Origin of the sequence: Lentibacillus halodurans (genome assembly GCF_900112045.1) — a bacterium.
Taxonomy (GTDB): Bacteria; Bacillota; Bacilli; order Bacillales; family Amphibacillaceae; genus Lentibacillus; species Lentibacillus halodurans.
In genome coordinates, this window is the sequence record NZ_FOJW01000002.1 from 93,734 (window position 1) to 109,049 (window position 15,316).

Genomic DNA, 15,316 nt, shown 5'->3' on the forward strand with positions numbered 1-15,316 from the left:
ATAAAATAAACAAAAAATATACCAAAAAAAAGATTTAAGGTAAAATGAAGAGAAAGAGGCACGTGTATTCTATCAGCAGAAGCATAAAACGAGGAAACTTTTGGACAAGCGCTGCATGCATAAACGGACGATTACTTTAAAATAAAAATAGTTATACTGAATAGCAGATGAAGAAAACCACTGAGAAGAATAGGGGACAATGAACACATGTATTTGCTTAACATCAGCATTATGGATTGGCGAATTTGGCTTGAACAGGAAAAAATGGATGAGTTTATCCTGGAATTACTGAATGAATATGAAAGCCTTGGCCCATTGCCAGGCATTTTATTGCCGTTTATCGAGGCGTTTCTTCCATTTTTGCCGTTAGTCGTGTTTGTGTTTGCCAATGCCGCAGCGTATGGTTTATGGGAAGGGTTTATATTATCCTGGATTGGCGCATGTGTCGGTGCGATACTTGTATTTTTGGTCATCCGGAAACTGGGGGACAAGCGTATATTCAAGGTGATACAACGGAACAAGCAAGTGCGCCGGGTCACTGGATGGGTGGAACGGCATGGCTTTGGTCCGCTCTTTCTATTAATGTGTTTCCCATTCTCCCCATCATCGGTAATCAACGTCGTATCAGGGCTTTCGAAAATAAGTACGCAGCAATTTATTCTGGCAGTACTCATGGGTAAGTCGGTCATGATTTTTTCCATCGCCTTTGTAGGTTCAAGTATTTTTGAGTTTGCTAAAAATCCTGTCGGAACCATTGTTGTCGGAATCTGCATTGTATTATTTTGGGTGTTCGGAAAATATATTGAACGGCGTCTGCAGCGGAAAACCATGATAAAAGAGATTTCCGAAAGAGACCAGGTTAAAAAATAAATGATCAGGGTATGCTAGTAGAAAAACGAGGCTCAGCATCATTTTTCCGGAGATCAGATACCATATTATACTTTCTGATCTTAGCAAAAGCGGAAAAGTCAGCTAAGTTCCAATATCCTGGAGGAAAGCTGGAATGAGAAAAAGCTATTTTCGTAGTATAATCCCAGTCATGCTGGCAGCAGCAGTCCTGGCGATTATGTTCCGATCCTGGTTATTTGCCAGTTATGTCGTAAACGGAGAGTCAATGGAACCAACGCTGTATGATGGCAATCTGCTAATGGTCAATAAAGTTGTCTACAATCTGACAGACGTTGACCGCTTCGATATTATTGTGTTTCATGCAAATGAACAAAATGATTATGTGAAACGTGTGATTGGACTGCCTGGTGATGAAATTACTTACGAAGATGATAAACTGTATATTAATGGAGAACATGTACAGGAGAAATTTTTAGATCCGTTTCAGAAAGTGGCTGACAGCAAACCATACACAGAGGATTTCACGCTGGAAGGTGTCACAGGCTTGGCCAAAGTGCCTGAAGGAAAACTGTTCGTGATGGGTGATAATCGCAGGGATAGTCTCGACAGCCGCAAGATCGGCTTCATTGAAGTGGGAGAGCTTGTCGGGAAAGTCGATATCAAATACTGGCCATTTTCGGAAATGACATTAAGTTTCGGATAAAGATCATATGTTTGGAAAGTGTCACAAAACCTGTTTCTCTGATAAAATGAGAAATAGGTTTTATTGTTGGCTCTTTTAACATAGATTGTTGATACTTAATCCGCAGCCCGAATACACATGCTCGTCATGTTGAAAGTTATTTCGGAGAAGCATATGCTCCTCGCAACTCGGAGCTTACTCGATAGATGTTCCGCTTGTCGCTTTTCGCGGGTGACTCGTGAGCCTTCTCGCTCGTACCTCGCTGTGGGAGTCTCACTTTGGTCACTGTTCCCGCAGGAAAAGGAAGGCTTCCAGCATTACATCGCACGAAGAAAAGTGCTTTCCTTTTTCAAGGAGTCTACGTGTATTCGGACTGCTCAGAACACCTAGAATATTTCAGTTTCATTCAAAACAACCTTTAGAAAAACATCCGAAATTGTGGTTAACCTTATAAAACTGTCGGCGTTTGCTGCAAGCTCAGACAGATGCCGGTTTTTCTGATTGCAGGGGGAGAAGTTTATGGGAATCCGATTTTTATTAGGCAGAGCAGGAACCGGTAAAAGTGAACGGATTTTAAGTGACATACGGAAAAAATTGGCCGAAAATCCACAAGGGTCGCCCATCTTTTATATTGTGCCGGAGCAAATGACTTTTCAGCAGGAATATGCATTATTTCAGAACGAAACAATTAAAGGAAGCATCCGTGCTCAGGTTGTCAGCTTTTCTAGGCTGGCATGGCGAGTGCTTCAGGAAACCGGCGGCGGGACAAGGCAATTTATCAGTTCAGTTGGAACCCAGATGATGCTCCGTAAAATTATCGCGGAGAAAGAAAGTGAATGGCAGGTTTTTCAAAAGGCTTTGGAAAAACAAGGATTCCTGGAACAGCTCGAGAATATGATAACCGAGTTCAAGCGATACCGGATTACACCTGAAATGTTGTATATGCAAATGCAACAGATGCAGCAATTTGTCCATAAGGAACCCGGTGAGGCAGCGTTAACGGGAAAGTTGAATGATTTGGTCTATATCTATGAAAATTTAATTCACGCTCTTCAGGGCAAGTATATTGATAGTGAAGACCAGCTGCAAATGCTTGCTGATAAAATAAAGGATGCACCTTTGCTTGAGAATGCTGACATTTATCTGGACGGATTTCACCGGTTTTCACCGAAGGAGTTGCTCGTTGTGGAAGCATTGATGAAAAAATGCCATTCCGTAACGGTTGCTTTGACAACAGATATCCCGGAAAAAGATACGCTTTCCGAACTGGACTTATTTTATCAGACAAAAGAAACCTATGATGCACTGCAAACAATTGCTAAGGAGAATAGGATCCCAATAAACGGGCCAATTCTATTAGACCCGAAAGACGGCAGATTACGTGATCGTCCGTATTTTGCCCATTTGGAGCAGCATTTTGATGTAAGGCCTGCACCTGTGTATGACGGAGAAGTGCCCATCCAAATTGCTGAGGCAGTTCATCCGCGTGCAGAAGTAGAAGGGGTTGCCCAGGAAATTCTCCGTCTTGTAAGAGAGGAACATTACCGTTTTCAGGATATAGCGGTGTTTATTCGCCAGACTGATGTCTATCATGATTTGATTGATACGATTTTCGCTGACCATGATATTCCTGTATTTATTGATGAGAAACGCAGCATGTTGAATCATTCGCTGATTGAATTGATCCGTTCTGTAATGGATATCGTTGAGGGGAATTGGCGTTATGATGCTGTTTTTCGAGTGCTGAAAACCGGGTTCATCCCGTCTACTGAAGCGAAGTACCCGCTTGATGATGATGCGATTGATGAGCTGGAAAATTATGTGCTGGAGTATGGTATCCGGTCACGTGCGCAATGGCTTGGTGATGACGAATGGGTTTTTCAGCGTTTCCGCGGCTTTGACCAATCGGCACAAACAGATGCAGAAAAAGAAACACAACAAAGGATAAACGCATACCGGAAACAAGTTGCCAGGGCACTGCAGGCATTTGACGAGAATATCAGACAGGCTGAAACAGTACGGGAACGGTGTGAAATCATTTATATACTGCTGGAAAAACTCGATGTACCTGCGAGACTCGAAATAATGCGGGAAACATATGATGCAGAAGGACAACTTGAAAAAGCACGTGAGCAGGAACAGGTATGGAACGCCGTCATTCAGCTGCTGGATGAAATGGTGGAAATGGCCGGGGATGAGACGATGACGATGGAAACGTTCCGGGCTGCTATCGAGGCCGGCTTCGAATCACTCACATTTGCTCACGTACCGCCAAGTATTGACCATGTGATTGTCGGTACGATTGACCGTTCCCGAATCAGCGGTATGAAATGTTCGTTTCTGCTTGGTGTCAATGATGGCACATGGCCGATAAAGCCGTCAGAAGATGGGATGATCAATGAGCAGGAGCGGGACATTTTGGCAGAACATGGCCTGCAGCTGTCGGAAAGCAGCAAGCGGCAGCTGTTGGATGACTGGTTTTATATGTATCTCGCTTTTACCTCAGCGAATGACTATTTATGGATCAGTTATCCGCTCAGCGATGAAGAAGGAAAAGCAAAAATGCCATCACAGCTGATTAAGCGGGTAGAAGACCTATTCCCTGAATGCTGTGACCATCTATTGCTGCAGGATCCTGATGAGCTGGTTGATGCCGAACGGTTTATCACCACACCAATAAAAACAAGAGCGGCGTTAACGGCCCAGTTGGCCCGCAGCCGCAAAGGATATCCGATAAAAACGGTATGGTGGCATGTCCTGAACTGGTATATCCGCAATCATCCAAAATACCATACGACTTATATTATTTTGCAAAGCCTGTATTATCAGAACCGCCCGGTTAACCTGACAAAACAAACGATCGAACAGCTTTACCCGAAACAGGTAAAGGCGAGTGTATCAAGGCTGGAATCCTATTACCGCTGTTCCTATCAGCATTTTGCCCAGTACAGTCTCAGGCTGCAGGAACGAAAAACGTATAAGCTTGATGCACCTGATATTGGACAGCTTTTCCATGAAGCACTGAAAAAAATTACTGAATGGATTCAGGCTGAAGGCAAGGATTTTTCTCAATTAACCGAACATGAGAGTGCAGGGTATGCCAAACAGGCCGTTGAAAATCTTGCACCTGTTCTGCAGCATCAGATTTTGCACAGCTCCAATCGCTACAAATATATTCAGCAAAAGCTTCAGGACGTTATTACGAGAGCAACGTATATTTTAAGTGAACAGGCACGAAAGAGTGAATTTTCACCTGTCGGGCTGGAGCTTGGGTTTGGTGATAAACAGACACTTCATCCGGTTACACTTCAGCTGCCGAACGGGTTTGAATTAATGCTGCGTGGACGGATTGACCGTGTTGATAAAGCGGAAGGTGCAAACGGATTATTTTTACGGATCATTGATTATAAATCGAGTGAAAAAGGACTGGATCTTTTGGAAGTGTATTACGGGCTGGCACTTCAGATGCTGACATATTTGGATGTTGTGCTGTCCCAGTCTGAACAATGGCTCGGGGTGAAAGCAGAACCGGCCGGCGTGCTCTACTTCCACGTACACAACCCGATGATTTCTGGCAAAATGAAAATGTCTGATGCTGAAATTGAAAAAGAGTTGTTCAAGAAATATAAGATGCAGGGACTATTGCTGTCGGATGAAGAGATCGTCAAACTGATGGATACATCACTTGAATCGGGCAGGAGCCAAATCATCCCTGCCGGCGTGAAAAAGAACGGCGGGTTCTACAGTGGCTCCAGGATTGCCGACAATGAAACATTCGGGAGTCTGCAGCAGCACATTCACCATTTGATGATGCAAGCGGGCATTGATATGACATCCGGCGGCGTGCATCTGAATCCATATCAGCATAAGCAGCAAACAGCGTGCACCTATTGTCCATTCAGATCCGTTTGTCAGTTTGATCCAATTCTAGAGGAAAACAACTACCGCAAGCTGACCGATATGAAGGATGAAGAAATTCTGGAAAAGCTCCGTTACCCCGCCTTAACGGGCAGCAAGATCCCCACTTCAAGATTTCAAAGAAATCAAGGAAGCTAAGTGGGAATCAGCTGTCCGTTAAGGTCCGATTCTGTTCGGGCCTGCACGAAGCAGGTCACAAAGGCGTTGCAACAGGTCGTTGCGTTCTTAGCCTTTGTTCCTTTTCATCTGTGGGGAAAAGCGCCCGCTGGATGAAGTTTCACTTTACAGGGAGGGATCATAATGGTCAACTGGACAAAAGAACAGGAAGAAGCGATTTTCCTGGATGGTCGTGATGTGCTTGTTTCCGCTGCAGCTGGATCGGGAAAAACAGCTGTCCTTGTGGAGCGTATTGTCCAAAAACTGGTCCGGAACGAAAATCCTGTTGATATTGATTCATTGCTCGTTGTGACATTTACGAATGCAGCAGCACAGGAAATGCGCAACCGGATCGGGGAGGCGCTGGAGGAGAAACTGGCCGAAGATCCCGCTTCAAGCCATTTGAAAAAACAATTATCACTGCTGCAGCGCGCATCCATCTCGACTTTGCATTCATTCTGTCTTGAAATTGTCAGGCAATATGCATATTTGCTTGATATTGATCCTGCTTTCCGGATAGCAGATGATATGGAAGCCGATTTGATCAAACAGGAAGTGATCGACGACCTGTTTGAAGAATGGTATGGATCACAAGGAACCGATCAGCAGAACTTCTTTGCGGTGGTTGATCGTTTTTCCAGTGACCGCAGTGATACAGATGTAGAAAGTCTTGTTCTTGATTTATACACATTTGCCATGCAAAACCCCTGGCCGGACACATGGCTTGATGAGCTAGCGGACGTTTATGACATTCCGGACAACTGGCAGGAAGATGATTTGGAGTGGCTGTCGATCATCAAAAAAGAATTAAAAAATGAGCTTGACGCCATCGAGCAGGAAATGAATCGGGCGATGAATTTGACACGGGAAAGTGATGGGCCATATCAATACGCCGATGCAATTGAATCCGATCTTGCCAATTTGCAGGAAGCGCAAGTACATCTTGGTTCATGGAATCATTTGCAGACGTTTATGGTGTCCAGTTCATTTACCAGATTATCCGGAAAAAAAGTCGAGTGTAACGAAGCGAAAAAAGAAAAAGTGAAAAATCTGCGTGACAGTTATAAAAAACGCTGGAACGAAATGAAAGAAGGGTGGTTCAGCCGTAATCTGGCAAGTCATATTGCAGATATGCAGGAATTAGCTCCAGTTATCAGGCAGCTGACGGAATTGGTGAAGCAGTTCAAATTGCGTTTTACCGAAGAAAAGCGGGAACGGGCGATCGTTGATTTTTCCGACCTTGAACATTATTGCCTGCAGCTGTTAATGGAAGAAACATCAGATGAAAAAGTGGTGAAACCATCCAATGTGGCGGTCAATCTGCGGGAGCAATTTACCGAGTTGCTTGTGGATGAGTATCAGGATACCAATCTTGTCCAGGAGACCATTTTGTCGCTGATAAGTGACCAGGAAGGTGCCGGTAACATGTTTATGGTCGGTGATGTAAAACAAAGCATTTACCGCTTCCGCCATGCCGAGCCATCACTGTTTATTGACAAATATAACCGATTTAAGCGTGAAGCACTGTCCGCCAAACGGATAGATCTGGCAAGTAATTTCAGAAGCCGGGAACAAGTCCTCACAGGCACTAATTACATTTTTCGCCAGATTTTGGATGAGGATTTAGGTGAAATCAATTATGACGCAGATGCTGAATTGATTTATGCCAATAATATGTACGATCATTTGCCGTATACCGAACCGGAGCCTGAACTTGTCATTATCGACCGTGAATCACCTGACGAAAAAGAGGATTTGTCATCGGAAGAGGAGGACTATCAGGATCTGGAAAAGGCGCAGCTTGAAGCACGGGCATATGCCGAAAAGATCAAAGGATGGATCGGCCAGAGGGAAGCTGATACGCTAAAGGTTTATGATAAAACAACCGATACACAACGGGATATGCAGTACCGTGATGTGGTTATTTTATTGCGTTCGATGACATGGGCACCGACTATTATGGACGAGTTGAAAAAACAGGGGATTCCTGTTTATGCCGAGCTTTCAACTGGTTATTTCGATGCAATAGAGGTCAAAATCATGCTGAACCTGCTCAAAGTGATTGACAATCCAAGACAGGATATTCCACTAGCTTCTGTTTTGAAATCACCGATCGTCGGATTGAATGAAGAAGAACTCAGCCAGGTTCGATTAGCCGATAGACGAGGATCATATTACGACGCATTAAAGGCATTCCATCAGCAAAACACAGATGATACAGCGATTAAAGCGGCTCATTTCCTGGAAAAACTGAAACGTTATCGCCGTGTATCACGTCAGGGCGCTTTATCAGAGCTTATCTGGCAGATTTACAGGGAAACCGGTTACTATGATTTTGTCGGCGGAATGCCTGGAGGGCGGCAGCGGCAAGCTAACCTGAGGGCACTTTACGATCGGGCACGGGGCTATGAAACAACATCATTTCGCGGATTATTCCGGTTTCTACGGTTTATTGAGCGAATGGAAGAACGCGGAGATGACCTGGGTGCCGCCCGGGCATTGAGCGAACAGGAAGATGTCGTCCGAATTATGACGATTCATAAAAGCAAGGGACTGGAATTTCCGGTTGTCATTCTTGGTGCGATGGATAAACAGTTTAATATGCAGGAATTGAATCAGCGTTATTTACTGCATAAGGATCTCGGCTTTGCCAGTAAATATATTGACCCGGTCAAACGAATAACATATCCAACATTGTATTACCACGCTTTAAAACAAGAAAAATTGCGAGAGGCGCTCGCAGAAGAAATGCGTGTTTTATATGTGGCATTAACACGGGCGAAAGAGAAACTTCTGATGGTCGGGAATGTGGCATCCTTTGTCAAAAAGCAGGAAAAATGGGAACAGATAATCGATCATTCCGATTGGATATTGCCGGCACATTACCGAGTGAAATCAAAGACATACCTGGATTGGATTGGACCTGCATTAATCCGCCATCAGACGAATGATGCATTGCGCACCATGGACGTTTCCGATCAAGTGCTTGAAGCCATCCGTATTGATCCGTCCGACTGGAAAGTATCCGTTGTACATGGAAGCTCTTATACGAATTTGGATGAGACGTCCACTCAGGAAGACGGTGATTTGAAAGAGAACATCGTAAACTGGGAAATGCTCGATATCGATGACAATGCATACCAGCAGGCGGTTGATAATCGGTTATCTTATGTTTATCCATTTCAACAGGCAGCCCATTCCCGTGCGAAACAAACTGTTACGGAAATCAAACGGCAGCGCGAGATCAAGGATGAATACAGCGGTGATCAGCTTGTTCAGAAGTTTCAGCCGCCGATTGTCAAACGACCTGCCTTTATGCAGCAACAACAGACGATTACAGCTGCAGAGCGTGGTACCGCCATGCACACGGTGATGCAGCACATACCATTAACAAAGGCAATGCAGTCTGAAGCGATTGCCGAATTTGTGGAATCACTGGTTGAACGTGAAATCCTCACAAAACAGGAGGCAGAGGTCATTGATTTGCTTGCGATTGAACAGTTTTACAAAACAGCTATCGGCCGACTGGTCATGAATGCGCCGACTGTTTATCGTGAGGTGCCGTTCAGTCTGACATTGCCGGCAAAAGAGGCTTATGCAGAGTGGACGAGTGAAACAGATGAACAGGTATTAATTCAAGGTGTCATTGATTGTGCCATTCCAATGGAAGATGGCTGGATTATTTTGGATTACAAAACAGATTCCATTTCAGGTGAAGTGACTGATCGTGTAAAAGACAATCTGCTGAAACGTTATGAAGTCCAAATACGCCTTTACAAACAGGCATTGGAACGTATCTGGAAAGAACCGGTGAAATCAGCTTATCTTTATTTCTTTTCCAGACAGCTGGAATTGGAAATTTGATGAAGGAAATATGGTAAAATTGTTACAGATTAAACGTATTTTCCTACTGGCCAAACCCTGGTATGTCAAGGGTTTGGCTTTTATTTTGCGATGAAAAATCTTTTCTGGTTTCAAAATGTCATATAAATCACACGCTGCTGTGATACAGTTCACTTTGATGAACCCCGATGATAAATAAAGGTAAGAAATCCAAAGGGAGGTGGTTTACGTAGATGGATAACGTTAACCAAAAGAGAAAACGGACAAAAACGGGAAGCAGAGGCATTCACTAAAAGGAACATTTGCTTCATCGATGATTTTCGTGGATGGCTTTATTTTTCTATTGTATGCTGCAATCTTTTGGTTATATATGTTTCGGGTTGATATTTGAAAAAGGAGGCAGCGGATGATGCACCGTCACGAAAAAATTTGGCTGACATTAAGCAGTGTTATGATTCATGGTTTTATGTTATTGACAGGTTATCAGATGTTCGCATTAGGGATGGGATCGCCAAGCCAATACAGAGACCATTGATTTGCAGAAGGTCAATGATATTGAACCATTTGACGAACCTGGTTTCTATGAAACAGGTGAAAATAAATACGAAGTGATCATGACGCTTGAAGGGTTCATGTTCACACCAAGTGAAATGGAAATTCTGGCAGGATCTGAAGTGACGCCTATCATGACCTCAAAGGATGTCACGCATTGGTTTCAAATTGCCGGTACGAGTGTCAACGCAATGGTCATGCCCGGCTATATTCAAACAATAACCCAAACATTTAGTGAACCTGGCGAATATTTAGTAGAGGGAGATTTTATTTCGGACGAAATTTCAGCGCCATAAAAACTTGATTCCGGGCCTAACAGAAAAGAGCTGCTCATACAATTGTGAGCAGCTTTTTAAGCATTTGCTGAAACGTTCTGGTCATTAATGTCAGGATCAATCGGGTTTGTTGAGCTTACCCCATTATTGGTATTGAGAAAGTCCCCGGTATTAAAGGAACCTGAACCGGAGCTTGTTTTTGATGTGCTTTTAGGTGAAAGATAAAATGAGTCACCAAAATTGATGACGCCTCCATCCACACTATTTATTTTAATCGGTCCTACAATTGATGGCATGAAAACACCTTCTTCGGATTATGGTTATGATAGTTTATGAATCTGACATGTTTTTGTAACGTCAAAAAGTATAAATGATTATTGACCTTATAAGAAAAATTTCACTATTCGCTATAATACGCGGCGAATACTGTGTTTCTAATCTGGATCCGGTTTTAAATATATGCGGATATGCTTGATTCTGGCTTCGCTGTATACCTGGTCAATGCTGCCAATCTGGAAAATGGCCGTTTGGCTGACACCGATGATCTTCACATTGTCCACTCGAATTGTTTCATCGTGATGAAGTGTATTTTTTTGTACTTCTTCTATGGTTGTCGGCCAGTTTGCTTCCCGTTTAAATAGTGAATAATTCTTAAAATAAATGCCATCATCTTCATGAAAAGTAGCACCTTCTTTTTGTACAGCGATCCCTTTTGCGTGTGGTCTGGCATATTTCGTGTCACCTATATTGAAAATTCCACTGTACGTTAATCCATTAAGATTGATTTTATCAACAGCAGCAGTTCGTTTTGGCATAGCAAGTCACCTCATCCTGTTAGTGGTACAATCGATCCTAAAGCAGTTGCTTCAGGTGGTGTATCAAAAAAGGATGACAGGACAAATGCATCATTATCACCGATTAAAAATACAGATGATGCCGTAACCGTATCGACCTCTACATGGCCAACATGCATCCCCAAATTATGAACCTCCATATTCATTGTGCTGATCAGTCCCTTCCATGTATTTGTTTAATGAGTGATAAATTTCACGTTTGATTTGCTCACCTATATGAAACGTTAACTGTTCTTCATTAAGTTCTTGTTTGTTTTGTCTGGCCTCTGCTTCGTAATGTGCAATTCGTTCGGGAAGCTGTTTTGCCATATCTTCTATCAATATATTCGGATCGATATGATCCATCGCAACATGATGCTGGGCTGCAAGATCCCGAATGAGCTGCTTCCCATGTTCATTTAAATACGTGTTTAAATCCGGCAGCAATTGTTGCTTGATGGTCGAATTACCGGCTTCCGGCACCGAAAAGTCTTCTATGTTGTTTAAATCATCCGGTGCTGCGCCGATATGCAGTGTCCCATTGAGGTTTTCGATTTTCAGCTGGTCAAAGTGATATTCAATTCTTTCCGGCGTCTGCTGGTTTTGCTGATTGTTTTCAAGCTGCTGTATTCTTGTTTCCAGTGACCGGATAGTTCGATCCTGTTCATCGATACGCTGATAGAGGTTATAGACATATTGATTCCAGCTGTTCATATAAGTGTGCCCTCCTTGTTTAGGCAAAGACCTATCCATAACATATGCGTATCAATTTCAATTGTGATTTTAACCGGGCTGCTGCAGCCGGATGATCGCATGTTGACCCACAGGCTCAGCGGGTTCAGCAGGTTCCGTGAAACCACCTGTATTATGAATATCCGATTGAGCTTGGATGCTTCCGGTACTGCCTATTTGTAAAACAGATGAGTTTGATATGGCTCCTACTTTGATTAAATGAATGGATATCGATTGATGAATGACAAAGTTCATACGAAACACTCCGTTACTAAGTTATATTTTGATCTGTTTTGTCTTGGTCCGATACATATGTCATGGACTGCCCGAGTCTAATATAAGCTCTGTCCCCGGTGATGAAAGACCCGCCGCCAGCATAGGTTTTTGCAGTACTTTCCGGGCACATCGAATAAACATCCCCAATATTGAAGACGCTTGCGTTATCGATTGTATTCACTTTTACGGCACCTACTTTTGCTGGCATCGTAACGTCCTCCTTCTCTATAATTTATGTATCAAAACCAAATTGTGAAACAGGAAAGGTGAGTATAACGTATCTATTTAGTATCATGGCAGATAATAGCATGCTGCATCCTTACATTTCAGAATGAAAAATGCAAGGAACCGGATTCGGAAATTAACTTAAAGCATATTTTTTTAATTGTTTAGAAAGGCCGGTGGAAAAATGAATACTGCAGTACCTTTGCAAAAATACGAACGTATGATGTGGATTGATGCAGCCAGAGGATTTGCCATCTTAGGCATATTTGTGGTGAATATCGGAGCATTCTCGGCGCCGTATTTTTTATATGGGGGGGAGGAGGATGCCTGGAATTCGGCAATTGACCAATTCACACAAGTATTGATTGATGTTTTCTTTCAGGCAAGTTTCTACACATTGTTCTCGATTCTTTTTGGTTTTGGCTTGCAAATTTTAAAAGAACGTCTGGTGGAAAAAAGCATTGATGTCAGTTCGTTTTTATTGCGCAGACTTGTTATATTGATCGGATTTGGATTGGTTCATGCATTTTTGATCTGGCATGGCGATATTTTATTATCATATGGTATTATCGGGCTGTTTTTCATAGCTTTTGTACACCGCGGCGATAAAACAATTTTAATATGGGGGACATGTATGCTCGGTGTCAGCGTCTATCTTTATACTGCCATGTTATACGAGGCAAAAACTTTCCTCGGCGGTTCTAATACGGCAGGCATTTATGCTGCAAAAGAGAACTATGTGAGTGATAATCTACCGGTCATTTTAGGACAGAACTTAAATGACTGGCTGTATTCCAATGACCTATTCTCTTATTTGCTGCTTGCAACGACTTTATTGCCATTGTTTCTATTTGGGATGTATCTTGCCCGGAAACGCTGGCTGCATGATCCTGTTAAACATAAACGGAAACTTGCTACAGCCTGGATTATAAGCCTGATCATGTTTATTGGGTTGAAAATGGGACCATACATATACGGAAATCCTGTTTGGTTTTCCTACATACAGGATAATATTGGCGGTACTGCCTCGGCATTGTTTTACTTATTGTCAATTACAGTGCTTGCCCAAAACCGATTGGGCAAAAAATTACTGAAACCTTTCAGTTATGTCGGACGTATGTCGTTATCCAATTACATTGTCCAGTCGGTTATATGTTTTCTGCTGTTTTACGGTATCGGAATCGGACTGTACGGTTCCGTCAGGCCGATTGAAGCAATGGGAATTGTGGCTGTCGTGTATACGCTGCAGATTTTCTTCAGTAAATGGTGGATGGCCCGATACAGGTTTGGTCCGCTTGAATGGGTCTGGCGCAGTCTTACGTATAAGCAAAAACAGCCATTGCGTGAAAAAGGGTAGCTGGTCTATACAGGAAAGGGTGAGGAATCAACAGCAGAATTCTGAAATCAGCAGGAAGAACGAGAGAATCAACAGAAGAGAGTGGAGAATCGACAGAAGAACGAGAGAATCAACAGAAGAGAGTGGAGAATCAGCAGAAGAGAACCGAATCGATCGTTAAAAGACAAAAAATCAACAGTAACTATCATATCAAAACAAACTGGCTGCCTTCCCCTGCATTCAGCACGTAAAGAGACTGCGCCATCAAGGGGCAGCCTCCACTTGAATTATCCATTTAATACCTCTTTAATGCGTACAATGGCCCAGTCAAGATCTTCTTTCTCAATAATCAGTGGTGGGGCAAAGCGGATGACGTTTTCATGTGTTTCCTTGCACAGCAGACCTTTTTCTTTCAATTCTTCACAATAAGGTCTTGCTGCTTCAGTCATTTCAACACCAATGAACAATCCTTTGCCGCGCACCTCTTTAATGCTCGGGTTGTTGATTTTCTTAAGTTCTTCCATCATGTAGCTGCCGAGTTCCAGCGATCGGTCAGCCAAATTTTCTTCCTCCAGCACTTCAAGCGAAGCCGTTGAGACTGCAGATGCCAGCGGATTGCCCCCAAAAGTTGATCCGTGTGATCCAGGGTTGAAAACACCGAGAATGTCTTTATTGGCAACAACACAGGAAATGGGGAACACACCTCCGCCTAGTGCTTTACCTAAAATCAGGACATCCGGTGTGACATCTTCCCAGTCACAAGCAAACATTTTACCGGTACGCCCGAGTCCTGCCTGAATTTCATCAGCCATATATAATACTTTGTTTTCAGCGCAAACGTCATATGCCTCTTTCAAAAATCCATCAGGCGGCATGATGATACCCGCTTCACCTTGGATTGGTTCGAATAAAAAGCCTGCTGTGTTTTCATTAATGGCTTCTTTTAATGCATCAATATCCCCGTATGGTATTGTTTTGATACCAGGAAGCAAGGGACCAAATCCTCGCTGATATTCCGTTTCCGATGACAAGGACACGGCTGTCATGGTACGTCCATGGAAATTGCCCTCAGCAGCGATGATTTCGGCTTTGCCTTCCGGGATGCCTTTGACATCATATGCCCAGCGGCGGGCTGCCTTTATGGCTGTTTCAACTGCTTCTGCGCCAGTATTCATTGGGAGTGTCATTTCTTTGTTGGTCAGTTTGCACACTTTTTCATACCATGGACCGAGCTGATCATTGTGAAACGCCCGTGAGGTAAGGGTTACAGCGTCTGCCTGCTTTTTAAGTGCATTGATGATTTTTGGGTGACGGTGCCCCTGATTAACGGCGGAATAGGCACTCAGCATATCCATGTACCGGTTGCCCTCCGGATCCTCAACCCATACACCTTCCGCTTTAGCTATTACAACAGGAAGCGGATGATAGTTTTTCGCACCATATTCCTGTGTCTGATCGATAATTTCCTGACTTGTTTTTGCCATATTATCCCTCCGAATTAAAAATCCACTGCAATATCAGTATAACAGTTTTTGTTCTTTTTTACTTGAGAAAACTGTTCAACAAATTTTCAAATGATTTTCCTGAAGGGACATGTTAAGATAGGTACTATGACAATAGGAAATAGTATGTTTCAAGG

The 15,316-nt window shown here is 43.2% G+C and carries 14 protein-coding genes; 7 read left to right on the top strand and 7 right to left on the bottom strand.

The window, feature by feature from the left end; all coding sequences use genetic code 11:
• Positions 1-207: 207 nt before the first annotated feature.
• From BM195_RS03145 to BM195_RS03165, 6 genes are all read left to right on the top strand, one after another.
• A complete protein-coding gene (locus BM195_RS03145) occupies positions 208-870 on the top strand; it encodes a TVP38/TMEM64 family protein (protein WP_090233494.1) in 663 nt (220 codons plus the stop codon).
• Between the two features lie 133 nt (positions 871-1,003).
• The gene (lepB, locus tag BM195_RS03150; protein WP_090233496.1) at positions 1,004-1,552 is read left to right on the top strand and encodes a signal peptidase I; all 549 of its coding nucleotides are present in this window, start codon (positions 1,004-1,006) and stop codon (positions 1,550-1,552) included.
• Positions 1,553-2,050: 498 nt separating this feature from the next.
• On the top strand, positions 2,051-5,587 hold the full coding sequence (gene addB, locus BM195_RS03155) for a helicase-exonuclease AddAB subunit AddB (RefSeq protein WP_090233498.1): 3,537 nt from the start codon (positions 2,051-2,053) through the stop codon (positions 5,585-5,587).
• A gap of 162 nt (positions 5,588-5,749) precedes the next feature.
• Positions 5,750-9,469: a helicase-exonuclease AddAB subunit AddA gene (addA, locus tag BM195_RS03160; protein WP_090233502.1), complete on the top strand. Its 3,720-nt coding sequence runs from the start codon at positions 5,750-5,752 to the stop codon at positions 9,467-9,469.
• A 385-nt stretch (positions 9,470-9,854) separates the two neighbouring features.
• A complete protein-coding gene (locus BM195_RS18775; RefSeq protein WP_280141231.1) occupies positions 9,855-9,983 on the top strand; it encodes a hypothetical protein in 129 nt (42 codons plus the stop codon).
• A gap of 1 nt (position 9,984) precedes the next feature.
• Positions 9,985-10,296 (top strand): cupredoxin domain-containing protein, encoded by a 312-nt coding sequence (locus BM195_RS03165; protein WP_244535654.1) that lies wholly within the window; start codon positions 9,985-9,987, stop codon positions 10,294-10,296.
• A gap of 56 nt (positions 10,297-10,352) precedes the next feature.
• Here the strand turns inward: BM195_RS03165 and BM195_RS03170 are convergent, their stop codons facing one another.
• From BM195_RS03170 to BM195_RS03195, 6 genes are all read right to left on the bottom strand, one after another.
• The gene (locus BM195_RS03170) at positions 10,353-10,571 is read right to left on the bottom strand and encodes a spore germination protein (RefSeq protein ID WP_090233505.1); all 219 of its coding nucleotides are present in this window, start codon (positions 10,569-10,571) and stop codon (positions 10,353-10,355) included.
• A gap of 138 nt (positions 10,572-10,709) precedes the next feature.
• Entirely contained in the window at positions 10,710-11,090 is a 381-nt protein-coding gene (locus BM195_RS03175; protein WP_090233509.1) for a spore germination protein GerPE, read from the bottom strand.
• Positions 11,091-11,101: 11 nt separating this feature from the next.
• Complete coding sequence (locus BM195_RS03180) at positions 11,102-11,248, bottom strand: spore gernimation protein GerPD (RefSeq protein ID WP_342028011.1); 147 nt, start codon at positions 11,246-11,248, stop codon at positions 11,102-11,104.
• 7 nt (positions 11,249-11,255) lie between these two features.
• Complete coding sequence (gene gerPC, locus BM195_RS03185; protein ID WP_170848132.1) at positions 11,256-11,822, bottom strand: spore germination protein GerPC; 567 nt, start codon at positions 11,820-11,822, stop codon at positions 11,256-11,258.
• A gap of 69 nt (positions 11,823-11,891) precedes the next feature.
• Positions 11,892-12,095 (bottom strand): spore germination protein GerPB, encoded by a 204-nt coding sequence (locus tag BM195_RS03190; RefSeq protein WP_090233523.1) that lies wholly within the window; start codon positions 12,093-12,095, stop codon positions 11,892-11,894.
• Positions 12,096-12,111: 16 nt separating this feature from the next.
• Positions 12,112-12,324 (bottom strand): spore germination protein, encoded by a 213-nt coding sequence (locus BM195_RS03195; RefSeq protein WP_090233527.1) that lies wholly within the window; start codon positions 12,322-12,324, stop codon positions 12,112-12,114.
• A gap of 201 nt (positions 12,325-12,525) precedes the next feature.
• Here BM195_RS03195 and BM195_RS03200 point away from each other — a divergent pair, with 201 nt between their 5' ends.
• On the top strand, positions 12,526-13,698 hold the full coding sequence (locus BM195_RS03200; RefSeq protein ID WP_090233530.1) for a DUF418 domain-containing protein: 1,173 nt from the start codon (positions 12,526-12,528) through the stop codon (positions 13,696-13,698).
• Positions 13,699-13,964: 266 nt separating this feature from the next.
• On the opposite strand, the gene BM195_RS03205 is transcribed toward BM195_RS03200, so the two are convergent.
• Entirely contained in the window at positions 13,965-15,161 is a 1,197-nt protein-coding gene (locus BM195_RS03205; RefSeq protein ID WP_090233534.1) for an ornithine--oxo-acid transaminase, read from the bottom strand.
• Between the last annotated feature and the right edge of the window lie 155 nt (positions 15,162-15,316).